At 68.0% G+C, this 24,256-nt stretch carries 25 protein-coding genes; 9 read left to right on the top strand and 16 right to left on the bottom strand.

The genetic code is table 11. The annotated features are described in order from the left end of the window. Positions 1-2: 2 nt before the first annotated feature. Genes G6N67_RS13060 through G6N67_RS13030 form a run of 7 tightly spaced genes read right to left on the bottom strand, consistent with a single transcriptional unit; the run spans position 3 to position 6,337 of the window. Entirely contained in the window at positions 3-704 is a 702-nt protein-coding gene (locus G6N67_RS13060; RefSeq protein WP_036430801.1) for a hypothetical protein, read from the bottom strand. Continuing rightward, complete coding sequence (locus G6N67_RS13055) at positions 701-1,597, bottom strand: vWA domain-containing protein (protein WP_036430799.1); 897 nt, start codon at positions 1,595-1,597, stop codon at positions 701-703. Before G6N67_RS13055 ends, G6N67_RS13060 begins: the two co-directional genes overlap by 4 nt. Beyond that, positions 1,594-2,556 carry a hypothetical protein gene (locus G6N67_RS13050; protein ID WP_036430796.1) on the bottom strand — a complete coding sequence of 321 codons (963 nt, stop codon included), beginning with the start codon at positions 2,554-2,556 and terminating at the stop codon, positions 1,594-1,596. The genes G6N67_RS13055 and G6N67_RS13050 overlap by 4 nt, the downstream gene beginning before the upstream one ends. Then, the gene (locus tag G6N67_RS13045) at positions 2,547-3,017 is read right to left on the bottom strand and encodes a hypothetical protein (protein WP_036430794.1); all 471 of its coding nucleotides are present in this window, start codon (positions 3,015-3,017) and stop codon (positions 2,547-2,549) included. The genes G6N67_RS13050 and G6N67_RS13045 overlap by 10 nt, the downstream gene beginning before the upstream one ends. Next, a complete protein-coding gene (locus tag G6N67_RS13040; RefSeq protein ID WP_036430792.1) occupies positions 3,007-3,879 on the bottom strand; it encodes a DUF58 domain-containing protein in 873 nt (290 codons plus the stop codon). Before G6N67_RS13040 ends, G6N67_RS13045 begins: the two co-directional genes overlap by 11 nt. A gap of 10 nt (positions 3,880-3,889) precedes the next feature. Continuing rightward, a complete protein-coding gene (locus G6N67_RS13035) occupies positions 3,890-4,891 on the bottom strand; it encodes an AAA family ATPase (protein WP_036430790.1) in 1,002 nt (333 codons plus the stop codon). A 51-nt stretch (positions 4,892-4,942) separates the two neighbouring features. Next, a complete protein-coding gene (locus tag G6N67_RS13030; protein ID WP_036430789.1) occupies positions 4,943-6,337 on the bottom strand; it encodes an FAD-dependent oxidoreductase in 1,395 nt (464 codons plus the stop codon). Between the two features lie 156 nt (positions 6,338-6,493). On the opposite strand from G6N67_RS13030, the gene G6N67_RS13025 reads away from it, so the two are divergent. Continuing rightward, positions 6,494-6,967, top strand: a complete 474-nt coding sequence (locus tag G6N67_RS13025; protein WP_036430788.1) for a carboxymuconolactone decarboxylase family protein — start codon at positions 6,494-6,496, stop codon at positions 6,965-6,967. A 7-nt stretch (positions 6,968-6,974) separates the two neighbouring features. On the opposite strand, the gene G6N67_RS13020 is transcribed toward G6N67_RS13025, so the two are convergent. Both G6N67_RS13020 and G6N67_RS13015 read right to left on the bottom strand, forming a co-directional pair. Continuing rightward, positions 6,975-8,012, bottom strand: a complete 1,038-nt coding sequence (locus G6N67_RS13020; RefSeq protein WP_036430786.1) for an LLM class F420-dependent oxidoreductase — start codon at positions 8,010-8,012, stop codon at positions 6,975-6,977. Positions 8,013-8,014: 2 nt separating this feature from the next. Further along, entirely contained in the window at positions 8,015-8,410 is a 396-nt protein-coding gene (locus tag G6N67_RS13015) for a nuclear transport factor 2 family protein (RefSeq protein WP_036430784.1), read from the bottom strand. A 120-nt stretch (positions 8,411-8,530) separates the two neighbouring features. On the opposite strand from G6N67_RS13015, the gene G6N67_RS13010 reads away from it, so the two are divergent. The 3 genes from G6N67_RS13010 to helR all read left to right on the top strand — a co-directional run bounded on the left by G6N67_RS13010 (position 8,531) and on the right by helR (position 12,799). Then, positions 8,531-9,127 (top strand): PadR family transcriptional regulator, encoded by a 597-nt coding sequence (locus G6N67_RS13010; protein WP_036430782.1) that lies wholly within the window; start codon positions 8,531-8,533, stop codon positions 9,125-9,127. Positions 9,128-9,275: 148 nt separating this feature from the next. Then, positions 9,276-10,460, top strand: coding sequence for a fibronectin type III domain-containing protein (locus tag G6N67_RS13005; RefSeq protein WP_036430780.1), 1,185 nt, complete (start codon positions 9,276-9,278; stop codon positions 10,458-10,460). A gap of 125 nt (positions 10,461-10,585) precedes the next feature. Next, positions 10,586-12,799: an RNA polymerase recycling motor ATPase HelR gene (gene helR / locus G6N67_RS13000; protein ID WP_036430778.1), complete on the top strand. Its 2,214-nt coding sequence runs from the start codon at positions 10,586-10,588 to the stop codon at positions 12,797-12,799. 30 nt (positions 12,800-12,829) lie between these two features. Here the strand turns inward: helR and G6N67_RS12995 are convergent, their stop codons facing one another. Then, positions 12,830-13,630: an enoyl-CoA hydratase/isomerase family protein gene (locus G6N67_RS12995; RefSeq protein WP_036430776.1), complete on the bottom strand. Its 801-nt coding sequence runs from the start codon at positions 13,628-13,630 to the stop codon at positions 12,830-12,832. A 17-nt stretch (positions 13,631-13,647) separates the two neighbouring features. Then, entirely contained in the window at positions 13,648-15,144 is a 1,497-nt protein-coding gene (locus G6N67_RS12990) for a potassium/proton antiporter (protein WP_036430774.1), read from the bottom strand. 79 nt (positions 15,145-15,223) lie between these two features. On the opposite strand from G6N67_RS12990, the gene G6N67_RS12985 reads away from it, so the two are divergent. The 4 genes from G6N67_RS12985 to G6N67_RS12970 all read left to right on the top strand — a co-directional run bounded on the left by G6N67_RS12985 (position 15,224) and on the right by G6N67_RS12970 (position 20,178). After that, the gene (locus tag G6N67_RS12985; protein ID WP_036435040.1) at positions 15,224-15,916 is read left to right on the top strand and encodes a potassium channel family protein; all 693 of its coding nucleotides are present in this window, start codon (positions 15,224-15,226) and stop codon (positions 15,914-15,916) included. Between the two features lie 74 nt (positions 15,917-15,990). Then, positions 15,991-16,644: a cutinase family protein gene (locus G6N67_RS12980; protein ID WP_036430772.1), complete on the top strand. Its 654-nt coding sequence runs from the start codon at positions 15,991-15,993 to the stop codon at positions 16,642-16,644. Positions 16,645-16,680: 36 nt separating this feature from the next. Further along, positions 16,681-19,218 (top strand): DEAD/DEAH box helicase, encoded by a 2,538-nt coding sequence (locus G6N67_RS12975; protein ID WP_036430770.1) that lies wholly within the window; start codon positions 16,681-16,683, stop codon positions 19,216-19,218. Between the two features lie 129 nt (positions 19,219-19,347). Then, entirely contained in the window at positions 19,348-20,178 is an 831-nt protein-coding gene (locus G6N67_RS12970) for a glycoside hydrolase family 16 protein (RefSeq protein WP_036430767.1), read from the top strand. A gap of 1 nt (position 20,179) precedes the next feature. Here the strand turns inward: G6N67_RS12970 and G6N67_RS12965 are convergent, their stop codons facing one another. From G6N67_RS12965 to G6N67_RS12945, 5 genes are all read right to left on the bottom strand, one after another. Then, positions 20,180-20,995: a transporter substrate-binding domain-containing protein gene (locus G6N67_RS12965; RefSeq protein ID WP_036430765.1), complete on the bottom strand. Its 816-nt coding sequence runs from the start codon at positions 20,993-20,995 to the stop codon at positions 20,180-20,182. A gap of 22 nt (positions 20,996-21,017) precedes the next feature. Next, entirely contained in the window at positions 21,018-21,638 is a 621-nt protein-coding gene (locus G6N67_RS12960; RefSeq protein WP_051578605.1) for a HEAT repeat domain-containing protein, read from the bottom strand. Between the two features lie 108 nt (positions 21,639-21,746). Then, complete coding sequence (locus G6N67_RS12955) at positions 21,747-22,466, bottom strand: NUDIX hydrolase (RefSeq protein ID WP_036430762.1); 720 nt, start codon at positions 22,464-22,466, stop codon at positions 21,747-21,749. Between the two features lie 29 nt (positions 22,467-22,495). Beyond that, a complete protein-coding gene (locus tag G6N67_RS12950) occupies positions 22,496-22,969 on the bottom strand; it encodes a hypothetical protein (RefSeq protein ID WP_036435037.1) in 474 nt (157 codons plus the stop codon). A gap of 156 nt (positions 22,970-23,125) precedes the next feature. Beyond that, positions 23,126-23,713, bottom strand: coding sequence for a TetR/AcrR family transcriptional regulator (locus G6N67_RS12945; protein ID WP_036430761.1), 588 nt, complete (start codon positions 23,711-23,713; stop codon positions 23,126-23,128). 101 nt (positions 23,714-23,814) lie between these two features. On the opposite strand from G6N67_RS12945, the gene G6N67_RS12940 reads away from it, so the two are divergent. Beyond that, a complete protein-coding gene (locus tag G6N67_RS12940; protein ID WP_036430760.1) occupies positions 23,815-24,255 on the top strand; it encodes a nitroreductase family deazaflavin-dependent oxidoreductase in 441 nt (146 codons plus the stop codon). Position 24,256 lies beyond the last annotated feature (1 nt).

Genomic DNA, 24,256 nt, shown 5'->3' with positions numbered 1-24,256 from the left:
CGCTACGGCCGTGCCGCGGCATCACGCAAGATCTGCTGCAACCGCGCAAAAGGATCCCCGCCGCGGGGATCGAGCTGCAGCGGCGCATCGGGCCGGGCCGCGCCGGAGTCCGCGGCCGCCGGTGGCGGTGGCGGTGGCAGAACAGCGGCAGGGGGTGGCAACGGTGGCGCGGTCCGCAGCGCCGCGATCTTGGCGTCCAGACGCGGCGCAGTCTCATCGCGGACCTTGCGACGCTCCGGGTCGGGATCGGAGTTGCCCGCGAAGCAACCGACCGGTGCCTGCTCGACCAGTTCCCGGGCACTCAGGTAGCGGGCCAGTGCCCCCGGGGCGTCGAAGCCGGCCGCGGCGCGGTCGCCGAGCGTCTCCCGGACCAGTTCGAGATTGACCCGCGCCGGACATCCGGAGTCTGGGCCGGTGACGGCCAAGCTGAGCGCGAATTCACGGTCGGCGTCGTCGAGCCGACCTTCGAGAACCGCGAGAGCGCCTGCCGCGAACCGGGTCTTGGCCGGTTCGATCACGTTGAGCACGTTCAGGATCGCGACGTCGCGCCCCAGCGCAGTGGTGTCCCGCGCGGCGAAGTCTGATTGCGCCGCAGTGCCTGCCAGGACCACCGAGACACACTTGAGGATCACCACGACCAACATGACTGCGACGGGCGTCGAGTACAGCAGGAGTCGACGCCGAAGCGTCGGGCGGTCCGTCATGTCAACACGCTCCTGCTGCCGAACCGGGTGCGACGAAAATCGGTCAGCACGCGGAACAGTTCGGTGACGATCAGTGCTGCGGCGCCGAGCGCGAAGATCCAGTACGTCTCGATGCCGTCCCGGGTCCGCGCCGACGGGCCGGTTTCGGCGGCGCTGATGTGCGGAAAGGCGTCGTCGGGCAATCCCCCGGCCGCGCGCGGCAGGTACGGCACGCCGATCTGGTCCGCGACCGCGCGCAGGGTGTCCGTACCGGAACCGGTGCCGTAGCCGAACACCGCGCCACCGTCGACCGAGTCGGCAGGCAGGTCGAAATCCCTCGGCACGGCCTGTGATCCGGGCGCCCCGGCGCCGAGGTAGAACACCAGGTTCTGCGCCCTCGGATACTGCTGTACCGCGCTGATCAGTTGATACCGCAGCAGGGTCGCGGCCGCACCCACGTTGGTCTGGTCCTGCGCGGCGGCGGGTTCAGGGTTCAGCGTCGACACCACCGGCCGCAGGCTCCACTGATCGTCGGACAGTGGCCAATCCAGTGCCGGGCGGGCCGCGAAGCCGATCACCGCGAACCGCGCGCGAGGGTAGCGATCGATCAGCGATGCCAGATCGTTTTGTGCTGCTGTGATTCTCGGTCGACCGTCCGCGCCGCGCTCGGCCATGTCCGCCGACCGGTCGACCACCACGAAGATGCTCGGCTCGTGGTCGCCGGCAATGGTCACACCGGGTTGCGCGGCACCACCGATCACGGGCCTCGCGGCGGCGATCAACAACAACACCGCGGCCACCACCGGTCCGACCGCACGCCGCCCATGCGAACGCACCGCCGCCACCGATGCCCAGGCGACAGCCATTGCGAGCACGACGAGCACCACCGCAGGCGCGACGGGTTCGAATCTCATCGCTGGATCACCACCCCCCACGCGAGCGCCGCGGCCACTGCGATCAGGGCGACGGTCAACGGAACATCCGGAGCCTCGGCGGATTTCAGCATCGCAGTGCCTGCCGCCGTGGCGGCAGGCCGGTGGTCCCGGATCTCCTCGACGTGCGCGGTCGCGTCGGCACCGGCCGCATAGGCGCGGCCGCCGGTGTCTCGCGCGAGCGCGGTCAGCACCTCGCCCGGCCCACCGGTCACCATCGCATTGACCTGAATATCCGCGTCGACCGCGAGCTTTCGCACCTGCTCGCCGGTGAACAGTGGCGACCCCGAGCCCGCCGCGATGTCCGGTCCGACGTAGATCAGCGATCGACGCTGGGCCACCTTCTCCTGGAACGCCGGGAAACCGGTCAAGCACATCGCCAGGACGTCTGTGGCAGCGCGACTGTAGTCGCTGTAGCTCACCGGCGCCACGAATCCGGCGACATCGCTGGGCGTCTCGACGGCCCGCGCATACCGGGCGAATTGTGCCGCGGCGTACTGATAGTCGCGCGTCATCGGCACCACGCGGCGGTTCGCCGAGGTCAGGCCGATGCGCTCGGTGCCGAATGTGGGGGTTTCACCCGCGAAATAGCGCAGCGTGGCACTCACTGCCGAGTCGGTCACCGGACTGCCGACGCACACCATGATGTCCTCGGGCTGCGGGGCCGCCGATCGGTGCGCGGAAGACGGCAGGCCGGTGGGCCGGGCCGCGGCGAGCACCGCCGCGGCGAATGCGACGACCAACAGCACACCCGCGACACAGGATGCGATGGTGTGACGCCGGACGGCCCGGACGTACGCGGGCAGACCGGTGAGCCGACGGGTGTTGGCCATCGGGCGCGGCGAGATCGCTTGGCGCCGCGGCCACATCAGTGCGACCACCACGCAACCGGCCAAGGCCAGACATCCCGCGATGGCGACGATCCACCAGATCAGGTCCACGTGCGGATCAACTCCTCGGCGTGATCACTGGCCGCGGCGACGTCCACTGTCGAAAGCATGTTGAACTGCGCGTCGGTGAGATCTGCCAGCAGCGGCGCAGCGGGGGCCAGCGTGCTCTGCGCGGCGATGTCGTCGACCTGCATGTACTGTGCGCGGGCACCCGTCATGGCGTGCAGGAAGGCGCGGACTTCACGGCTCAGCGCTGCCCCGGCCGCCGCGGACGCGAGGTCGCGTTCGCGATAACGGATTCCGATGCGCCGCACGGCGCGCGCGAACCGCCGCTTGACCAGTTCGGCACGTGCGGCTCCGACCAGCGGCAGCGGTCGACGGCCGGGCCTGGTCAGCATGAAAACCCCGGTGTACCACACGATCAGCGCCGCAGCAGCGACCACCGCGACCCACAGCCACACACCCGAGTAGGGCGTGGGCCCCATCACGTGGCGAAGCAGATCAACCGGCACGCGCGTACGTCCCGGTCATCGTGGTCAGGGCCGCCCGGATGCGGTCGCTCCCCGGCACCATCGCGTGTGACACCCCGTGCTGGGTGAGAGTGTCCGAAAGTTGCTCGCGGCGTTGGCGTTCAGAGTCCCGATAAGCCGCAACCACATCGGGACCCAGGACGTCACCGGCCAGGATGAACCGGCCGTCGAGCACGTCGGCTCCGGGGCGGTCGTCGTCGGCCGACGCCACGGCAGGCACGTCGGGCACCATCGCCCACAACACGTCGTGACGCGCGGTGAGCGCGCGCAGCACATCGCGCAACCGGTCGGTGACGTCTGGCTCGTCGGAGACCACCACGACCACGGACCGGTGCCGGTAGTGCCGGGCGGTCCAGTCGAGTTGCACCAGAACGTCGCTCGCGCCGGGATTGGTCGTGGTGTGCTGATGGAACCGGTGCAGCAGATACTCGATGTGAGTCTCACCGCGCCGCAACCTGATGTCGAGGCAGCCGCGAGCGTCTCCGAACACCATGCCGATCTCGTCGGACCGGGGCAGGGTGATCAACCCGATGGCACCGATGATGTGCTCGGCCACGTCACGTTTCAGTTCGCCCGAAGGGGCCAGCCCCGCGGAGTTGCGCCCGGCGTCGGCGACCACCACGACCTTGTGGTGTTTCTCCGACACGAACCGCTTGATCAAGGTGTGGCCGGACCGCGCCGTGGCCTTCCAGTCGATGTCACGCACGTCGTCGCCCGCCACGTACGGCCGCAGTTCGTCGAATTCCAGGCTGCGCGTGTGGATCAGGGCGTGGTGGCCTCCGGTCAGCAGACCGCTGGTGTCCCGGCCGAAATGCACCTTGGCGGCGTCGAGGCGTCTACCCATGGTTGCCCGCCTATGGAACCGGGACCACGCGCAGCACCGCGTCGACGATCACGTCGGGGGTGACTCGTGCGCTTGCGGCCTCGAAGCCCAGGATCAGCCGGTGCCGCAGGACACGATGGGCAAGTCTGGCGATGTCGTCGGGCACCACGTGGTCGCGTCCGCGCAGGATGGCCAAGGCTCGGGCCGTTCGGCAGAACGCTATGGTGGCGCGGGGGCTGGCACCGTATTCGACGAGCCTGGCCAGGTTGGCCGGCAGGTACTCGTGCGGTTCCCGGGTGACCCCCACCAGGCGGCTCGCGTATTCGACGAGTGCGCGGTCCAGATGCACGGCCCCGGTGATCGCCTGAACGCGCCGCACGTCCTCGACGCTCACCACCGGTGCGGTGCGATGGTTCCGGTCGTACAACCCGGCGTCCATCCGCGCGATGATCTCGACCTCGTTGTCGACCGACGGATAGTGCAGCAGTTCTTTGAGCATGAAGCGATCGGTCTGGGCTTCCGACAGCGGATAGGTGCCTTCCTGGTCCACCGGGTTCTGCGTCGCGACGACCAGAAACGGGTCGGGGATGGGGTACACGACGCCGGCGATCGTGGTCTGGCGCTCCTCCATCGCCTCAAGCATCGCGCTCTGCGTCTTGGCGCTCGACCGGTTGATCTCGTCGAGCAGCACGATGTTGGCGTGCACGGGCCCGAGCTGGGTCGCGAACGAGTGCGTGGCGGCCTCGTACACCTGCGTGCCGAGGATGTCGCTGGGCAACAGGTCGGGCGTGCACTGGATGCGGTGGAACGTGCCGTCGATGGATTCCGCCACGACGCGCGCGGCCGTGGTCTTGGCGAGGCCGGGAACACTTTCGAGCAGCAGATGCCCGCCGGCGAGCAGCGCGACGAGCATCGACTCGCGCAGGTGCTGCTGCCCGACGACCTTCGCCGCGAATGACGAGGCCACGGCGCCGGCCACCTGTTGCGCGAGCGCCACGTCACGCTGGTCGAGCTGTTCCTGCGACGTCGTCATGGGGCCTTCCGGTCGGAGATGTCTGACCGGAGTACCCAGGGTTTGCCGAACTCATGCCTGCCCGCTGCCTGCCATGACGGGCGGGTGCCGCCTGCCGACCTGGGCGCTGCGGCGGTTGCACTGTGCCACCCGGGTCAGGAACCTGGGCCGCAGCAGGTTCACGGGTGAGTCGATCATCCCGATGACCCGCAGAAACTGTTGCGCGACATCGGGATCGGTTTCCGCAGCGATGATGACCTTGTCCAGATAGGCGTTGCTGATGCGCATGGACAGCGGGCGCGGGCCCACCACCTCGGGTAGCGCCAGATCCGATCCCGCGGCGGTCTGCCACGCCACCCGGACCTTCTTTGCGCTCGCGCGATGGAAGCGCCGGGACAGCCCGTGAGTGCCACGGCGGAGGCAGTCGCGCAGCTCGAGCGCCTCGGCAGCCGCAATCGTCATACCCTGGCCATAGATCGGATTGAAGCTGCACACCGCGTCACCGCACACCAGCAATCCGTCGGGCATGCTGCGCATGGCGTCGTAGCGGCGCCAGCGGTTGGACGGCACCCGATGATGCTGCACCTCGCCGACGGGCTCGGCGGTTCGCAGCGCCGCCAGCACATGCGCGGGCGCGAAATCGGTGACGAATTCCAGCATCTCGGGAAACTCCGTCGGTGGCTCGAGTCCGGCCATCGCGCCGACCGCGAACATCCACATACCGTTCTCGTATCCGACCAAACCCAGCATCCGGGGCCGCCCCGCGACCGGCATGACCGCGACGAAGTGCTCGTCCACGGCCCCGGCCGGCAGCCGCAGCAGCTGGCCGGCGTAGACGAGCCGGACCACCAGATCGTCCTCGAAGGGCCTGGCGTAACCGAGTTCGTCGAGGAATACCGGCGTCCGGGAACCGCGGCCGGTGGCGTCGACGATCACATCGGCCGAAAGCGTGGCGACCTCGCCCGTTGCGTGACGTGCCACCCGTACCCCGGTGACCCGGTCGCGCCGCGGCGTCGCGGTGAGCCCGAGCACATCGCGGCCGTCCTGGACCGAAACATTGGATATGCGCCGAACACGTTCGCGGACATGGTGTTCCAGCAGCGGCCGGCTGGGGAACTGCATGGTCATCGGCTCGTGTCTGGCGGACTTCCCGGACCGCACCAAGAAGTGGCCGCCGACCGATATGCACATCTTCGAGAAGTCGCCGTCATTCCAGCTGGCGACCCCGTCAGCGGTCAGCTCGTCGAGGAAACCCGGGAACAGTTCGTCGAGGATCTGCGATCCCCGGGCTGACAGCGCATGAATCATGCGGCCCTGCGGCACCCCACGCCGGTTGGCCGGGTCGCTCGGCAGTTCGTCACGCTCGACGATCGTCACGGTGCGGTAGAAGTCGGCCAGCACCCTGGCGGCCAGCAGGCCGCTCATGCTGGCGCCGAGGACGATTGCGTGCTCACCGCGCATTTCCATGCTCGGATTGTCCGGCTGGGGCGAGACCGCGCCCTAGAGTAGGCCGCTACTCCAATCCAATTCCGCGACCAATTTCTCGAAAGCTGTCACATTCCGCGCAGTCGAGGTGTCTAGAGGGGGAACCCGATAACGACACATCGACAAGGAGTGCACCCCATGGATGCTCGACTGAACATGTTCGAGAACGCGACAGCCATGAAGATGCTGAAGTACGTGACGGCCGCGGGCAAGGTGATCAAGGATTCGCCGCTGCCCCAGGCCACGCGCGAGCTGGTGGCGCTGCGCGCCAGCCAGATCAACGGCTGCGGGTTCTGCACCGACATGCACACCAAGGACGCCATCGCGGCCGGCGAGAGTCAGACCAGGCTCAACCTGGTCGCCGCGTGGCGCGAGGCCACGGTGTTCACGGAGGCCGAACGCGCGGCCCTGGAGCTGGCCGAGGAGGGCACGCGCATCGCCGACGCGGCGGGCGGGGTATCCGACGAGGTGTGGGCCAACGCGGCCAAACACTACGACGAGGATCAGCTCGCCGCACTGGTCTGCCTGATCTCGTTCATGGGCACGGTCAACCGCCTCAACGTCATCACCCGCCAGCCGGCCGGCGACTACCAGCCCGGCCAGTTCGGGTAGCCGCGGGCTACACCAGGTTCCGCAGCTGCTCGATGAGCTTGACGCGTTCTGCCGGCGTCGCCGCAATCGGCACCACGTTGAGTGTGGTGACGCCGGCCTCGCGGAACGCCGCGATCCGTTCCTTGACGAATCCCGCTGAACCGATGAGGGATACGTCACGCACCAGGTCGTCGGGAACGACCTTCGCCGCGGCCTCTTTGTCACCGGCCAGGTAGAGCTCCTGGATGCGGTCGGCCTCGGCGCCGTAGCCGTAGCTGGTGGCCAGCGCGTGGTAGAAGTTCTTGCCCTTGGCGCCCATGCCGCCGATGTACAGGGCCAGGTGCGGCTTGACGAACTCGCGCAGCGGTTCGACGTCGTCGCCGATGGCCAGCACCGGGCCCGCGTAGACGTCGAGTTCGCCGAGTGCGGGGTCGCGGTTGGCCTTGCCGGCCCGCAGGGCGTCACCCCACACGTCCTGCGCCTTTTCCGGCAGGAAGAAGATCGGCTGCCAGCCCTCGGCGATCTCGGCGGCCAGCTCGACGTTCTTGGGGCCAAGCGCCGCGAGCAACACCGGAATGCGTTCCCGGACAGGCTCGTTGATGAGCTTGAGGGACTTGCCCAGCCCGGTGCCCTGGTCGGCGGGCAGCGGGACCGTGTAGTACTTGCCGGCATACTGCAGCCGCTCACGGCGCCACACCGCGCGGCAGATCTCGACGACCTCGCGGGTGCGGCCGATCGGAGCGTCGTAGGGCACGCCGTGGAAGCCCTCGATCACCTGCGGGCCGGAGGCTCCGAGCCCCAGGACGAACCGGCCGTCGGACACGTAGTCGAGCCCGGCGGCCGTCATCGCGGTCAAGGTCGGGGTGCGCGTGTAGAGCTGCATGATCCCCGACGCCAATTGCACGCGTTCGGTGCTCGCCGCCAGGTAGCCCAGTGCGCTCACCGCGTCGAACGAATACGCCTCGGGCACGAAGACGATGTCGAGCCCCGCGCGTTCGAGGTCGGCGACCTCGGCGGCCACCTCTTTGAAACCGCCCGCGTAGTTGATACCGAGTCCGATGCGCATGGTCACTGCCCCGCCAATGCTTCCTGCTGGATCCGCTCGAACTGGGCACCCATGGCCTCGGAGAGTGCCTGCGCGCCCGACAACGGGCGCACCATCACCATGAAGTCGTCAATCAGTCCGTCGTCGTTGGTGTGGATGAAGTCGCACCCGGTGATCCGCTTGCCCGACACCGTGGCCTCGAAGACCAGGGCGTGGTCGTGGCCGTTGGCGTCGGCGATCTCACGGATGTAGTGGAAGTCTTCGAAGACGCGCAGCACGCCGCGCAGGATGGCCGCGGTGATGGACTTACCCGGATAGGGCTTGAACGCCACGGGGCTGGTGAACACGACGTCGTCGGCCAGGAGCGCAGCCATCGCGTCCTCGTCGCGGGCCTCGACGGCCTGCCGGAAGGGATGCATCGGCACCTCACTTAGTCACTTTGTTGAATAGGTGTGGATGAGGCTATGCGGCCTTGCCCGCCATGTCCAGATGGGATTAATCACTTTGTTGACTATCCAGAACGGTTGTACGCTGCCGCCGTGGCGCTTCGAGACGCGGTGTTGGCCGCCCTGCTGGACGGTGAGTCCTCAGGCTACGACCTGGCCAAACGCTTCGACGCGTCGGTCGCCAACTTCTGGACCGCGACCCCGCAGCAGCTCTACCGCGAACTCGACCGGCTGGCCGCCGACGGCCTGATCGCCGCACGCGTCGTACAGCAGGAGCGCAGGCCCAACAAGCGCATGTTCTCCCTGACCGACGCCGGGCGGGAGGCCATCCACGCGTTCACCGCGCGCCCGCCCAAGCCCCTGACCATCCGCGACGAGTTGCTCATCAAGGTCAACGCGGTCGACGGCGGCAACGCCGAGGCCGTCCGTGACCTGGTCGCCGAACAACTCGAGTGGTCCACCACCAAACTCGCGCGCTACGAACGCATGCGAACCCGGCTGCTCGACGGGCAGACCGAGGACGACTATCTCGCACACGGCGACCGGGTCGGTCCCTACCTCACGCTGCTGCGCGGAATTGCGTTCGAAGAAGAGAACGTTCGGTGGTCGCAGCGCACCCTCGCGCTGCTCGACCAACGGCTCCGGACTCGCGCCGACGCCTCGAGAGACGCCCAGCCCAAAGTGGAGTAGTCCATTACCCCATACACCCGCGCACAGGCCGGCCCACGATATCGCTGCACGAGAAACAGCGCGTAGGCGCGCGGAGATCCAGGGGGCTGCGGTGGTACCGAATCGAGCGGGGAAGTCTGAAAAACAGTGTGCTTCAACCGGGTTCACGATGCGAATACGTCGCGGGGCGGCCGCCCTCGCGGCGGTGGTCCTTGCGGTGTGGCTGCCCACGCCGGGACTGCCGGTCGCACAGGCCGCGGCGCCCGAAGTCACCGCGAGCGAGAACCCGGTCCTCATCGCCTACCCGCACTTCGTCAAGAAGACCATCGACCTCACGTGGCGCCTGGATCCGTTCCAGCTGGCGACGCTCACCGTGACCGAGAGCGGCACACAGGTGCTCACGCAGACGGTGGGTTCCGGCACGGGTGAAGGAACCGTCCCGCTGGAGGTCGCCTATGACAAGACCTACACGGCGCAACTCAAGAACGTCTTCGGCGACCTGGGCGCCCCACTCGTCATCACGACCGACAAACCCCACGTCGAAATGAGTTGCGCTCAGCGGTGCATCAAGAGCGTCGACGTGCAACCACACGGAGGCTGGGCCCAGTTCACGATCGCGATGAACAAGACGGCAGTGATCACGGTCGAGGCGAGCACGACACCGCCTGACAGCAGCGGCAAGTGGAGCGACCCCAACGCGGTTACGGCGTTCGCGGGGACCGTCGTCCCCACCGACCACTACGCGCCGCCGTTGGCCGGCCTGACGCCGAACACCAAGTACCACTACGTCGTGCGCGCCCAGGTGGGCAACCACGAGCAGGTGAAGACCGGCAGTTTCACGACGTTGAAACGGCGCGTGAACGTGCATTTCGACGAGATCCAGATGATCGAGGACAGTGACGGGCCACTCGACGGCGACTGTGACTGCTTCTTCTACTTCGGCGTGGCAGATCTGGAGCCGATCCGGTACGGCAGTCAGGACAACAAGACCGGTATGGGCAGCGGCGCGACGTACCCCATCGACGTCGCCGCAGGATTCATCAACGCGCCGAACGACATTCGGATCGGTGTGGGTGGTTACGACGACGACACCGACGCATTCGAGATCATGGTGTTCGACTGCATCGTCGGTCACGGGCCACCGCACGACGGGCAGTCCTGGAAGGACAGCTGGAGTGCGGACGGCTGCATGGAGCACGCCGGCGACGAGATCACGATCGGTTTGGCCCGGCAGGGGCCGCCGTGGGCTCCCGGCGACGTGGACGAACAGTTCACGGAACCGTTCACGATCTCGGTCGACGGCGAACTCGTGTACAAAGTCCGCGGGACGGTCAGGGTCTCCTACGAGGCGTAGATTGGGTCTGCACCGGTTCGGCCCTGCCCCTTCCACCATATCGCGCACCCCCGGACTTGCGGCAAGGCCCCGGTTGTGCCCCAAAATGGCAGGCCGAAGGCGGGATTCGCGGACTTGGGAGATGTGTGACAGACCACGATTACGAGGATGAGCTGCGTGCCGAGCGCGCCTATGTGGCGGGCTTGTACACCCGGCTCGATGCCGAGCGTTCGCGCGCCAAGGACCGCTACCGGGCGACCCTGGGTGACCCGGTCGATCCCCAGAACGGTGGGACGCTGGTGGAGCGGGATGCCGCGGTGCGCGCCCTTGCCAAGGAGATCCACCGGCTCGACGTGTCGGACAACGGATTGTGTTTCGGCCGGCTGGACACCATCGAGGATGAACGCCTCTACATCGGCCGGATCGGGATCCTCGACCGGGACAACGACTACGAGCCCCTTCTGCTGGATTGGCGGGCGCCGCTCGCGCGGGCCTTCTACGTCGCAACGGCGGCCAGCCCGGAGAACATGCGGCGCAGGCGCCAGTTCCACACGCTGGGCCGCCGGCTGACCGGATTCACCGACGAGATCCTCGGGCGCCCAACCGCCGGTGACCGCGGTGACGCGGCCCTGCTCGCGGCGGTCAACGCACCGCGTGGCGCGGGCATGCGCGACATCGTCGCCACCATCCAGGCCGAGCAGGACGAGATCATCCGGCTCGACCACATGGGTGTGGTGGTGATCGAGGGTGGGCCGGGCACCGGCAAGACCGTGGTGGCACTGCATCGCGTGGCATATCTGCTCTACACGCACCGCGAGCGCATGCAGCGCCACGGTGTGCTGGTGGTCGGCCCCAACCCCGCGTTCCTGGACTACATCGGGCGGGTGCTGCCGTCACTCGGCGAGACCGACGCCGTGTTCATGACCGTCGGCGATCTGTATCCGGGCCTGCATGTCACTGCCGAGGACACCCCGGAGGCGACCCGGGTCAAGGGTTCGCTGCGGATGCTCGACGTGCTCGCGGCAGCGATCGCCGACCGCCAGCAGGTGCCGGCCGAGCCGCTGCTGATCGACCTGGCCGACGTCACGGTGCGCATCGACGCCGAGACCGCCGAATGGGCCCGTCAGGAGGCGCGCGACAGCAAGCTGCCCCACAACGAAGCCCGCGCGGTGTTCCGCGACATCGTCACCTACGTGCTCACCGAACGGGCCGTCGCCCGGATCGGCAAAGGCTGGCTGACCCGGGAAGACCGCGCGGCGTGGGAAGAGCTGCGGGCAAGCCTGGTCAGCGAGCTCGACGAGAACGAGGCGTTCACCGCCGCCCTCGACGAACTCTGGCCCGTCCTGACGCCGGAAACGCTTCTGGCCCCGCTGTATTCGTCACCGGAGCGGTTGCGTGCGGCCGGCGTCGACGAGACGTTGTGGCGGGCCGACGGCGCCGCCTGGACCGTCGCGGATGTGCCGCTGCTCGACGAGCTGGTCGACCTGCTGGGCCGGGACAAGGCGGCCGACGAAGCCGCCGAGCGGGAACGCCGCGAGGAAGCCGCGTACGCGGCGGGCGTGCTCGACCTGATGATCGCTCGCGAAGACCTGATGGACGACGAGGACCGGCTGCTGGCCCGCGACCTGCTCGACGCCGAAGAACTCGCCGAACGGTTCGAGGAGCGCGACAATCGCGAACTGAGTGAGCGGGCTGCCGCGGACCGCGAGTGGACCTACGGCCATGTCGTGGTCGACGAGGCGCAGGAACTGTCCGAAATGGCGTGGCGGGTGCTGATGCGCCGGTGCCCGCGCCGGTCCTTCACGGTCGTCGGAGATCTGGCCCAACGGCGTTCGTCGGCCGGCGCGACGTCATGGGACACGGTGCTGGCGCCGTATGTGCCCGCGGACGCGAGGAGCACGAACAGGGGTGGCCGCTGGCTCTACCGGACCCTTTCGGTGAACTACCGCACTCCCGCGGAGATCATGGCCGTCGCCGCGGCCTTGCTCGCCGAGTTCGCGCCGTCGGTGCAACCGCCCGAGTCGGTCCGCGCGTCCGGCGTGCAGCCGTGGTCCCGGCACGTGTCCGCTGACGAGATTGCCGGTGCCATCGCAGAATTCGAGCGTGACGAGGCGGCCCGCGACGGCACCAGTGTGGTGATCGGGCCGCCGGGCGTGCCGGGCACGGTGCCGCCTTCGGAGACCAAGGGGCTCGAATTCGACGCGGTGCTCGTGGTCGAACCCGAACGGATCCTGGCCGACGGCCCGCGCGGCGCGGCCGAACTCTACGTGGCCCTCACCCGCGCCACGCAGCGCCTCGGTGTGCTGCACGTCGATCCGCTGCCGCCTGCGCTCTCCGGTCTGGTCGACGTCGGCTCGTGACGTGATCGGTGCTGTCAGCTCGATCGGCGGTCAGGACTGGGCGGACGGGAATCGTGGCGGACGCTTCTCCCGCAGCGCGGTGTAGCCCTCGACGACGTCCGGGCCCAGGAACGTCAGCATCTCGTAGGCTGCGGACTGGTCGAAGATCGGGCCCGCGCCGCGGACCCAGTTGTTGAGCGCGCGTTTGGTCAGTCGGATCGCCTGTTGCGCGCCGGTCGCGAGGCCATCGGCGATGCGCAGCGCCTCATCCAGAACCTGCTCGCGGGGAAGCGCTTTGGCGACAAGCCCGATCCGCTCGGCCTCGGTCCCGGTCACCATGTCTCCGGTCATCAGGTAGTACCGCGCCTTCGCCATGCCTGCCAGCAGCGGCCAGATGATCGCGGCGTGGTCCCCGGCGGCGACCCCGAGTTTGACGTGACCGTCGCCGATCCGGGCATCCTCGGCCATCACGGCGATGTCGGCCATCAGCGCGGCCACCGCGCCGGCACCGACCGCGACCCCGTTGATCGCCGACACGATGGGCTTCTCGCAGTTGATCATGTTGTAGACCAGGTCGCTCATCTCACTGAGCATGTGCGACACCCGGTGGTAGTCGCCCGCCATCCGCTCGACCATCGCGAGGTCGCCCCCGGCGCTGAAGGCCTTGCCCGCACCGGTGATGACGGCGACGCGGGTGTCCCGGTCCGCTGACACGTCCTTCCAGATGTTCGCGAGCTCGGCGTGCATCTGCTCGTCGGCCGCGTTGTATTTCTCCGGCCGGTCGATCGTGATCAGCAGTACGCCGTTGGCCCGGCGGCTCAACGTCAACTGCCGATAGTTCTCGAAGCTCATCTCACGCCTTCCTCCGCTCAGTCCGGATCGCCGTATTCGTCGAACCAGTAGGCGAGCTTGCCGCGCCGGCTCACCGCGCGCAGCCGCGCTTCGGCCGCGGCCCGCATCTTCGTCGTGGTGACGATCAGCAGCTCGTCACCGATGGCGAGCCGGGTGTCGGGCAGCGGCACGAACGTATGGCCGTTGCGGATGATCAGGGTGATCACCGCGGGGTCGGGCAGCCGCAGCTCGAGGATCGTCACGTTGTGCAGGCGCGACATGGGTCGCACCTTCATGGTCAGCAGTTCGGCGTCGAGCACGTCGAGCGGCGCTGCCTCGACCTGGATCTCGCGCGTCGATTCCCGGTTGACCAAACCCAGTGCGTGTGCGACGAACCGCAGGCTCGGTGCCTGCACCAGGGTGAAGATCACCACGAGCACGAACACGATGTTGAGCAGCCGCGTACTGCCCGACACGCCCGCGACGATCGGAAACGTCGCGAGCACGATCGGAACCGCGCCGCGCAGCCCCGCCCAGGACAGAAAAAGCTGTTCGCGAAACGAGATGCCAAACCCGATGAGCGACACGAGCACCGAAGCCGGCCGCGCTACCAACAGCAGCACGAGTCCCACCACGATCGCCGGGACCACGTCTGCGGTCAGCTCGCTGGGATCCACCAGCAACCCGAGCAACACGAACAGTCCGATCTGCGCGAGCCAGCCGAGCCCCTCCGCGAACGACCGCGTCGTCGACCGGTGCGGCAGCCCGGAATTGGCCAGGACCACCGCCGATAGGTATGCCGCGATGAAACCGCTCGCGTGCGCACTGCCGGAGGCCGCGAATGCGACCATGCCGAGCCCGAATGTCGCGATCGGGTACAGCCCGGATGCGGGTAACGCGATGCGGCGCAGCGCAACTGCGCCGGCAAAACCGATCCCGAGGCCGAGCACCGCACCGGCGAGCAACTCGTAGAGCAGATCCGTGACCGCACCCTCGGGTTCGAACACGAACGGCACCACGCTGAACGTCAGGACCAGGATCACGGCGGGCGCGTCGTTGAATCCGGACTCAGCCTCAAGCAGCCCGGCCAAGCGCTTTGGCAGCGGCAGTACGCGCAGCACCGAGAACACCGCCGCCGCATCGGTGGACGACACGATCGCCCCGAGCAACAGCGCGAGCTGCCAATCCATCTGGAGGAGCAGGTGCGCACCCACCGCGGTGACCGCGGTGCTGACCACCACGCCGACCGTTGCCATCGAACCCGCAGGCGCCAGCACCTTGCGGATGTCGGAGAAGCGGGTGGTGAGACCACCTTCGACGAGGATGACGGCCAGCGCCGCCGTACACACGTTGCGGGCCAGTTCGACGTTGTCGAAGTTGAGCCCGATCCCGTCCTCGCCCAGCACCACCCCGACGAGCAGGAAGAACAACAGGCTCGGGAAGCCGACGCGGCTCGCCACCCGCGTGCCGACGATGCTGGCCAGCAGCACGAGGCCACCGACCAACAGGGCCAGGTACAGCTGGTTCAGGGTCATTGTGCAGTCAGTAAATCAGGACGACACGGTCCGGCGTCGGCTGTAGATGAGCGAAAATGTCGAAGTGACCGAGCGAAAGATGCGGATCGGGATCGCCGGCGCAGGCAACGTCGGCCGCTCTGTCGCGCGGGAGCTCCTCGACTACGGCCACAAGATTCTGCTCATCGAGCGCGAACGCCGCCGGTTCGAACCGCACACCGTCGCGGCCGCGGACTGGCTGCTCGCCGACGCGTGCGAGTTGGTCGCGCTGGAGGAAGCCGGCGTGCAGACCTGCGATGTGCTGATCGCCGCGACGGGCGACGACAAGGCCAACCTCGTGGTGGGCTTGCTGGCCAAGTCGGAATTCGGCGTGCCCCGCGTGGTTGCCCGCATCAACGACATCCGCAACCAGTGGCTGTTCGGTCAGTCCTGGGGCATCGACGTCGCGGTGTCGACTCCGGGCGCACTGGTGGCCGGTGTCGAGGGCGCCATCGACGTGGGACACCTGGTGCGACTCATGGGCCTGCGCGAGGGTCGGGCCGAGCTGACCAAACTCACGCTCCCGCAAGACAACCCCGTCGTCGGCCAGCGCGTCGACCGGCTGAACCTGCCTGCGGACACGGCCCTGGTCACCGTGGTCCGCGGCCATACCGTGATCCGGCCGCAGCCTGACGACGTCCTCGAGGCAGGCGACGAGATCCTGTTCGTCGCGAACCGGTCATCGGAGAGTTCACTGCTCGCCGCAATCCATGGTCGCGACTTTCTCCGCGAGGTCATCGCCGACGAGGCGTAGCCCGCCGTATTCGACGCCGCTGTTAAAACAGTGGTAAAAGTGGCTATTGGGAATTAGCCACGTCGAGGAGAGTCATGCCTGCCGGCAAGCGAGCGGTCGTCGCGGCCGTCTGCGCTGCCACCGCCCTCGGCGCGCTCACAGCCCCTCCCGCCGCGGCCGCACCGAAATGCACCGACATCGAGGTCATCTTCGCGCGCGGCACCGACGAACCCGCGGGCATCGGCTCGGTCGGCCAGGCGTTCGTCGAAACTCTCAAGCCCATGGTGAAGGGCGCGACGGTGGGCAGCTACGCCGTGCAGTACCCCGCGTCGTGGGACTTCATCAAGGCCGCCGCCGGGGCCACCGACATGAGCAAGCGCGCCCAGGCCACCGCGGCGCGCTGCCCCAAGACCCAGATCGTGCTCGGCGGCTATTCGCAGGGCGCCGCGGTCGTGGACGTCGTCGCCACATCGCCGATCGCGGGCCTCGGCTACACGGCGCCGTTACCGGCCTCGGTCGTCCCGCGGATCGCGTCGGTCGTGGTGTTCGGCAACCCGTCGGCCCGCATCGGCCAGCCCCTGACCCGCATGAGCCCCGTCTTCGGCTCGCGCACCGCGGACCTGTGCAACACCAACGACCCGGTCTGCTCCCTCGGCCGGGATTTCGACGCGCACGTGCGCTATCCGCAATCGGGCCTGGTGAAGCTCGCGGCGCAGTGGACCACGCGATTCATCAAGCCGCGCGATTAGAAACCCGGCACCCGCTAGGGCAGGCTGGAGCGCACGATGACCGCCGCTCCCCTGCTCGCCGACCCGGCCGACCTGTCCACGCTGCACGCGAAAGCCACCGATCCGGACGAGTTGTTCACCGACTTCGCCGCGTGGGCCGAGGCGAACGGCACGACGCTGTACCCCGCGCAGGAAGAGGCGCTGATCGAACTGGTCAGCGGCGCCAACGTGGTGCTGGCGACCCCGACCGGTTCCGGTAAGTCGCTGGTGGCGACCGGCGCACAGTACGCGGCATTGGCCGCGGGCCGGCGCAGTTACTACACCGCGCCGATCAAGGCCCTGGTCAGCGAAAAGTTCTTCGCGCTGTGCGACGTGTTCGGCGCGGCCAACGTCGGCATGCTCACCGGGGACGCCGCAGTCAATTCGGACGCACCGATCATCGCGTGCACCGCCGAGATCCTGGCGAACATCGCGCTGCGCGAAGGTGCCGATGCCGACATCGGGCTGGTGGTCATGGACGAGTTCCACTTCTACGGCGACCCGGACCGCGGCTGGGCGTGGCAGGTGCCGCTGCTGGAGCTGCCGCGCGCGCAGTTCCTGCTGATGTCGGCGACGCTCGGCGATGTGACGTTCCTGCGGGAGGATCTGACCCGTCGTACCGGCAGGCCGACAGCTCTGGTCGCAGGCGCCGAGCGCCCCGTGCCACTGTTCTACTCGTACGCGACCACGCCCATGCACGAGACGATCGGCGATCTGCTCGAGACGAGGCAGGCGCCGATCTACGTCGTGCACTTCACACAGGCTTCGGCGCTCGAGCGCGCGCAGGCCCTCATGAGCGTCAACGTCAGCACCAAGGAGGAGAAGGCCGCGATCGCCGAACACATCGGCGCGTTCCGTTTTTCATCGGCCTTCGGCGCGACGCTGTCCCGGCTGGTCCGGCACGGCATCGGCGTGCACCACGCGGGCATGCTGCCCAAGTACCGGCGGCTGGTCGAGCAGCTCGCGCAGGCCGGTCTGCTCAAGGTGATCTGCGGCACCGACACGCTCGGTGTCGGTATCAACGTGCCGATCCGCACGGTGGTGTTCTCGGCGCTGTCGAAGTACGACGGCACCCGCATGCGGCTGCTCAATGCGCGCGAGTTCCACCAGATCGCCGGGCGGGCCGGCCGGGCGGGCTTCGACACCGTGGGCACCGTGGTGGTGCAGGCACCCGACCACGAGGTGGAGAACCTCAAACAGTTCGCGAAGGTCGCCGACGATCCGAAGAAGCGCCGAAAGCTGGTCCGCCGCAAGGCGCCCGAAGGCATGGTGCCGTGGGGCGAGGCCACCATGAACCGGCTCGTCGCGGCCGCACCCGAAGCGCTGACGAGCAACATGCGGGTTTCGACCGCCATGATCCTGGATGTCGTCGACCGCCCGGGCGATCCGTTCGAGGCCATGCGCCGGCTGCTCACCGACAACCACGAACCGCGCAAACGCCAGCTGCGCCTCATCCGGGAGGCGGTCGGTATCGCGCGGTCTCTGCTGCAGGCCGGTGTCATCGAGAGACTCGAAGAACCCGAGCCCGACGGCCGTCGCTACCGGCTGACGGTCGACCTGCCCGACGACTTCGCGCTCAACCAACCGCTGTCGACGTTCGCGCTCGCGGCCGTCGACGTGCTCGATCCGAACTCGGAAACCTATGCACTGGACGTGGTTTCGGTGATCGAGGCCACGCTGGAAGATCCGCGGCAGATCCTGGGTGCGCAACTGAACAAGGCCCGCGGCGAGGCGGTCGCCGCGATGAAGGCCGAGGGGATCGAGTACGAAGAGCGCATCGAGCTGCTCGACGACGTCAGCTATCCGAAGCCACTGCAGGAACTCCTCGAGCATACCTACGAGGTGTATCTGCAGACCAACCCGTGGGCGGCCGACGGACACCTGTCGCCGAAGTCCGTGGTCCGCGAGATGTGGGAACGCGCAATGACGTTCCGGGAGTTCGTCAGCGGCTACGGCCTGACCCGCTCGGAGGGCGCAGTGCTGCGCTATCTGTCCGACGCCTTCAAGGCGCTACGGTTCGGGGTGCCCGCGACCGCACGCACCGAAGAGGTCACCGACATCGTCGAATGGCTCGGAGAGCTTGTGCGCCAAGTTGATTCGAGTTTGCTCGACGAGTGGGAGCAGCTCACGAGCCCCGATCAGCCGCATGACGCGCCGGTGGCGGTCCCGGCCCGGCCACGCCCGCTCACCGGCAACGATCGCGCGTTCACCGCGATGGTCCGCAACGCCTTGTTCCGCCGGGTCGAGCTGTTTGCGCGACGCCGATGGGATGAGCTGGGCGCCTTGGACTCCGGGTCCGGCTGGACCGCCGACCGCTGGGCCGAGGTGGGGCACGCATACTTCGACGAGCACTCCGACGTGGGCATCGATGCCGACGCGCGCGGGCCCGCGCTGCTGATCGTCGACCGCAGGCCCGGGGTGTGGCACGTCAGACAGATCCTCGACGATCCGGCAGGCGACCACGACTGGGGCTTCGATGCCGAGGTCGACCTGGCGGCCTCCGACGAGGAAGGCGCGGCGGTGATCCGGCTGGTCGATGCGGGCCGGATGGACTGAAACCGGGCTACCGCGCCACGAAAGTGAACAAGATCGCGAGGATTCTCGAAAATCTCGCGATCTTCTTCACTTTCGCGCGTCTGGCCGCGCCCGTTTGCAATCCCCCGGGTGACCCGGTTTGCTGGGGCGATGGCTGACTTCAACCGTCGCGACGCAATCTCGCTCGCCGGAATCGCCGCGCTGGCGGCCGCTCTCCCCACTCCGTCCGCGACCGCCGCCCCGTTGGACCGGGTGCCGCCACCTGCTGCGCCGCCCGGAAAGTACCTGTTCGTGGACGATTTCGACGGCCCCGCAGGGTCCGCTCCCGACACCTCGAAGTGGGAGATCGCCACCGAGCGCGAATCCATGGAAGACCCGACTTACTGGGAGTTGCCTGAGAACGTCGGCCAGTACCGCGACGACCGCCGCAACGTGTACCTCGACGGCAAGTCCAACCTGGTCTTCCACGCCGCCAAGGACGGCAACACGTACTACAGCGGGAAACTGTTCGGCAAGTGGCGCGGCGGCATCGGCACCACGTGGGAAGCCCGGATCAAGCTGAACTGCCTCACACCCGGCTGCTGGCCCGCGTGGTACCTGGCCAACAACAGCCCGGTCAACGGCGGCGAGGTCGACATCATGGAGTGGTACGGCAACGGCCACTGGGCCGCGGGCACCACGGTGCACGCCAAGCTCAACGGCGGCGAGCACGTCAGCCAGGGCATCACGGTCGACAACGCGTGGCACACCTGGCGGGTGCAGTGGGACGACGCGGGCATGCGCTTCTGGAAGGACTACGTCGACGGCGCGCAGCCGTACTTCAACGTCCCGGCGCGCACGCTGCCGGACTGGCAGTTCAACCAACCTGGCTACCAGCTGTTTCCCATCGTCAACCTCGCGGTTGCGGGCTCGGGTGGCGGCGACCCCCGCGGCGGAACCTATCCGGCGGACATGCTGGTCGACTGGATCAGGGTCTGGTAGCTCAGGGCCCGAGGACGACGCCGAAGTACTTCTCGCTCAAGGCCGGATACGTGCCGTCGTGCTGCGCGATGTTGAGCCACTGATCGACCCACTGCTGTAGATCGGGCGCGGTCAGCGACATCAGGTAGGCCTTCTGCGAGAACGTGAACGGCTGGTCGGTGCTCACGCCGCACAGTTGCGGGTTCTGCTTGGTCTGCCAGCGGATCTCACTCGTGTCGGTGACCATGACGTCGGCCTTGCCGTCGATGATCTGACCGAAGATCGTGTTGTTGTCCGGATAGTCGATCACCTGCGCCTGGTGGAGTTGCCCCTTGGCGAACTCTTCGTTGGTGCCGCCCGGGTTGACCACGACCCGGACACCGGGGCGGTCGATGTCGGCCAGGGTCCGGAACCTCGCCGCGTCGGCGCACCGCACGATGGCCGCCTTGCCGTCGCGCACGTAGGGGGCGCTGTAGCTCGCCCGCTCGGCACGTTTGAGCGTGATCGAGATACCGCCCATGGCGACATCGCATTTGGCGCTGAGGTCGTCGACCAGGGTGGCCCACGTGGTCGGGACCAGTTCGAGCCCGACCCCGAGTCGTTTCGCCATGTCGCCCGCCATGTCGATGTCCAGGCCACTCCAGTTCCCTTGCGCGTCACGGTAAGTGAACGGACGGTAGTCGCCGGTACTGCATACGCGTATCGTGCCGCGCTCGCGGATCTGCGACAGTCCGCCGGACGCGGCGGTCGGTTGCGGGGGTGTCTGCGGCGGGGAATCACAACCCGCGGCGAACACCACGGCGACGAGGACGCCAAGGGCCAGTACGGTGCGGCGCATGGGACTACGGTGACACACGCCCTCACATCGGGTCGGTACGGGCCCGGCGTGGCTTGGTCCGCACCGCGGCCTTCTGCCGTTCCCGCAGCAGCAGCGACTCTGCGCTCCTGACCAATCGGCCGACGCCGACGGGAGGCCTGATCGCGTCGAGCACGGCCCGCGTGCCGACGTCCCGCGCCAGTTTGGCGATGCCCTTTTCAGCGGCGGCGCGCTCCATGGCGTCACGGCTCGCCAATGCGTCGCGCAACACGGGGGCGACCATCGCGAGCGCGGTGTCGGCCAGGCTCAGCAACGCCGACGAGCGCATCACAGGATCGGGATCCGTTCGGGCCAGCGCAAAGAGCATGTTGAGATCCTCGACACCGCGCAGCCGGCCGAGCGCCGCGATGGCATTCCGGCGCAGCCCCGGCTCGGTTGCCGCCGACCCGATGCCGGCGGCGACGACGCGCAACGCCAGACGATCATCCGGTCCCAGTTGCCGGGTGACGGCCGGGACGTCCTCGGGGCCGTGCGAACGCAGCAACTGCTCGACCCGTTCGCGCGCGGGCGGCTGCGTGGTTCTGCCGTTGCCCGCGAGCGTCGAACCTCGCCGCAGCAGTAGATGTTCAGGAGCCTGGCCGTCGAGTGGCTGCGGTGTCAACATCGTCTGATCTCCGTATGGCTGCGGCGATACGTGCGCTATCAATCACAGTGTTCAACCGGCGCCGGGAGGTGTCGCGAGTAGTGCACTACTCCAGTCAGGGTGCGCTTGCTACCGCCAGGCGAACACCGGTTGTTCGAGTTCGTCGACCGGATCGTGCCGACCTTCCAGACCCCACCATCGCAGTTGCAGCAGCACAGCGCCGGTCGGTGCGTGGATGAGATCGTGGCCCAGCGGGATCTGCACGACCGGGCGCGGGCTCTCCGGGATGTCGATGAACCGCGGTGAATCCTCGCGCAGCAGTTGGTGCAGACCGACGCGATAGACGGCCACCACCTCGTCGGGCGCAGGTTGCGGGTCGAGCCGCCCGCCGCCCCAGATCACCACCGGGGTGATGACGTAACCCGATCGGGTCGGGTAGTCGTCGAGGAGCCCCAGGACGGTCGAGCCCGGGAGGCTGATCCCGACTTCCTCGTCGAGCTCGCGTAACGCCGCGTCGACCACACTCTCGCCGGGGTCGAGACGTCCTCCCGGCAGCGCCCATTGCGCGGCGTGAGAACTCAGACGAGACGCCCTGCGGCACAAAAAGAAGGCCGCGCCGCCGGACACGTCGACCATGCGCCCGTCGAGGCCGGCCTCCGGCATCGGGCGGCCGGCTATCCAGTCATCCACGGGTGCCGGGTCGACGCGGTCCTCGCCGACCTCGGAATCCACCAGCACCACCGCGACTGCCGCGTGCCGTTTCGACGGGTCGGTGACGACGCGGCGGTCATGGGCCGCCAGATGGGTCTGGATCCGGTCCCGCAGCGTCTCGTCGTAGCTGATGATCATCCGTTCGACGATAGGACGGCATGATTCCGCTACCCGAATCGAGTCACGTAATCGGACGTGTAGAACTCCGGGACGCCGGACACGTCGCGCGGCCCGTCGACCCACACCCAGAAGCCCGTCGCCCCCGGTGACCGGGTGCCCTGGACCGACGCGGCGCCCGTGCCGTTGCCGTCGGTGCGCAGCGTGCCTGCCACCGTTGCCGGGTCGCCGGGATTGCACGTCCCCACCGCGGGCCTCGGCACCTGGATCAGCCGGAGCCGGTAGACGGTGTCCGGCTTGCCGACCGCGATCTCGACATCCGCGGACACCGTGGCCGCGTCCCAGCGCATCAACGCGTTGACCGAAGCGGAACCCCGCCCACCCAGGTAGCCGATCTTGGTGTGATCGCACGCGCGGTACATCAGGCTCAGGGGGACAAAAGCTTCCGACGCCGCGGCGTTCGGCGCGAACGCCAGCGCGGTGGCTACGACGACGGCAGCGCGGCACACCCGGGCCCAGGACATGACCCCATCGTGGCGGTGACGGATGCCCAGCGCGACGACCACCCGACTGAACCGGTTGTCCACCAATCGGTTGAACGATGCAGGTCACGCCGAAGGGCTGCTCCCGGTTCCGGCGGATCCGGTCGGCAACGTCCACTGGCGTGCCGCAACGTGTGTTCAGCGCGAACCCGCGATGTGAGCCGGTGCCGCGAGCACTGCACGCACCGCCGAGCGGACGCACTCGGCGACGACCTCGTCAGACGACGTGTCGAGCTTGCCGTCGAGGTGCAGAAATGCCAGCCCGTGCACCATGCCCCAGACCGCCGTCGCGGTGGCATCCTGATCGGCCGTCGGAAATACCTGCCGCACAATCGAGTTCAGGTACGCCTGGATGGCCTCGACCGCGGCCACGCGTTCGGCGCTGCTGGAATCGCACTGCTCGGCGAACATCACCCGGAACAGGCCCGGGCGCTTCAGGGCGAACTGGACGTAGGCGACAGCGATGCTCCCGAGATCGTCGGCGCTGACCGATTCGTGGTGCACCGCGGCCAGGTCGGCGGCCAACTCGCGGTAACCCACGGCCGCGACGGACGACAGGAGCGCATTGCGGTCGGAGAAATGACGGTATGGCGCCGCGGTGGAGACACCGGCCCGTCGCGCCACGGCGCGCAGTGACAACTCGGTCGCGCCTTCGTCCTCGAGGAGTTCGATGGCGGCACGCACGAGCGCACTGGGCAGATCACCATGGTGGTAACGCGGCGACATGACCTCAACCTAACAAGTGTTGACAGTGCTTACATCGGTGCCTAGTGTAAGCACTGCTTACACAAGTTGAGCACCGCAGAAGACTGAAGGGATCACAACCCGTGAACACCGACGCGCTCAAAGACGGCGGCGCCAAGCTGATGAACATCGGGCATCGCGCGATCCTCACGATCAGCGGTAAGAGATTGTTGGCGAAGCCTTTTGGCATGCCCCTGGTCGAGCTTCACACCACCGGGCGCAAGTCCGGACTGCCCCGGTCGTGTTTCCTGACCGCGCCTTTGCACGACGCCGACCGGGTGGTGCTCGTGGCGTCGAAGGGTGGCGACGACCGCCATCCCGACTGGTACCGAAACCTGCAGGCGTACCCCGACGCCGAGCTGGTGATCGACGGCGAGCGGCGAAAGGTGCACGCCCGCACCGCGAATGCCGACGAGAAGGCCGAGCTGTGGCCGAAGATCGTCGCGGCGTACAAGGGGTACGCGAACTACCAGAAGCGTACGACTCGTGACATCCCGGTGGTGATCTGCGATCTGGTGAGCTGAC

This window comes from Mycolicibacterium mageritense (genome assembly GCF_010727475.1).
GTDB classification, from domain to species: domain Bacteria; phylum Actinomycetota; class Actinomycetes; order Mycobacteriales; family Mycobacteriaceae; genus Mycobacterium; species Mycobacterium mageritense.
This window is presented reverse-complemented; position numbering and strand designations above follow the sequence as displayed.

Coding starts and splice junctions, on each gene's coding strand:
- G6N67_RS13030 (WP_036430789.1), bottom strand. CDS start 6,337: ATGGAAATGCGCGGTGAGCACGCAATCGTCCTCGGCGCCAGCATGAGC.
- G6N67_RS13005 (WP_036430780.1), top strand. CDS start 9,276: ATGCGAATACGTCGCGGGGCGGCCGCCCTCGCGGCGGTGGTCCTTGCG.
- G6N67_RS13035 (WP_036430790.1), bottom strand. CDS start 4,891: ATGACGACGTCGCAGGAACAGCTCGACCAGCGTGACGTGGCGCTCGCG.
- G6N67_RS13020 (WP_036430786.1), bottom strand. CDS start 8,012: ATGCGCATCGGACTCGGTATCAACTACGCGGGCGGTTTCAAAGAGGTG.
- G6N67_RS12990 (WP_036430774.1), bottom strand. CDS start 15,144: ATGACCCTGAACCAGCTGTACCTGGCCCTGTTGGTCGGTGGCCTCGTG.
- G6N67_RS13055 (WP_036430799.1), bottom strand. CDS start 1,597: ATGAGATTCGAACCCGTCGCGCCTGCGGTGGTGCTCGTCGTGCTCGCA.
- G6N67_RS12950 (WP_036435037.1), bottom strand. CDS start 22,969: ATGTCCTGGGCCCGGGTGTGCCGCGCTGCCGTCGTCGTAGCCACCGCG.
- G6N67_RS13060 (WP_036430801.1), bottom strand. CDS start 704: ATGACGGACCGCCCGACGCTTCGGCGTCGACTCCTGCTGTACTCGACG.
- G6N67_RS12975 (WP_036430770.1), top strand. CDS start 16,681: ATGACCGCCGCTCCCCTGCTCGCCGACCCGGCCGACCTGTCCACGCTG.
- G6N67_RS13040 (WP_036430792.1), bottom strand. CDS start 3,879: ATGGGTAGACGCCTCGACGCCGCCAAGGTGCATTTCGGCCGGGACACC.
- G6N67_RS12970 (WP_036430767.1), top strand. CDS start 19,348: ATGGCTGACTTCAACCGTCGCGACGCAATCTCGCTCGCCGGAATCGCC.
- G6N67_RS12965 (WP_036430765.1), bottom strand. CDS start 20,995: ATGCGCCGCACCGTACTGGCCCTTGGCGTCCTCGTCGCCGTGGTGTTC.
- G6N67_RS12995 (WP_036430776.1), bottom strand. CDS start 13,630: ATGAGCTTCGAGAACTATCGGCAGTTGACGTTGAGCCGCCGGGCCAAC.
- G6N67_RS12985 (WP_036435040.1), top strand. CDS start 15,224: ATGCGGATCGGGATCGCCGGCGCAGGCAACGTCGGCCGCTCTGTCGCG.
- G6N67_RS12960 (WP_051578605.1), bottom strand. CDS start 21,638: ATGTTGACACCGCAGCCACTCGACGGCCAGGCTCCTGAACATCTACTG.
- G6N67_RS13025 (WP_036430788.1), top strand. CDS start 6,494: ATGGATGCTCGACTGAACATGTTCGAGAACGCGACAGCCATGAAGATG.
- G6N67_RS12980 (WP_036430772.1), top strand. CDS start 15,991: ATGCCTGCCGGCAAGCGAGCGGTCGTCGCGGCCGTCTGCGCTGCCACC.
- G6N67_RS12955 (WP_036430762.1), bottom strand. CDS start 22,466: ATGATCATCAGCTACGACGAGACGCTGCGGGACCGGATCCAGACCCAT.
- G6N67_RS12945 (WP_036430761.1), bottom strand. CDS start 23,713: ATGTCGCCGCGTTACCACCATGGTGATCTGCCCAGTGCGCTCGTGCGT.
- G6N67_RS13015 (WP_036430784.1), bottom strand. CDS start 8,410: ATGCATCCCTTCCGGCAGGCCGTCGAGGCCCGCGACGAGGACGCGATG.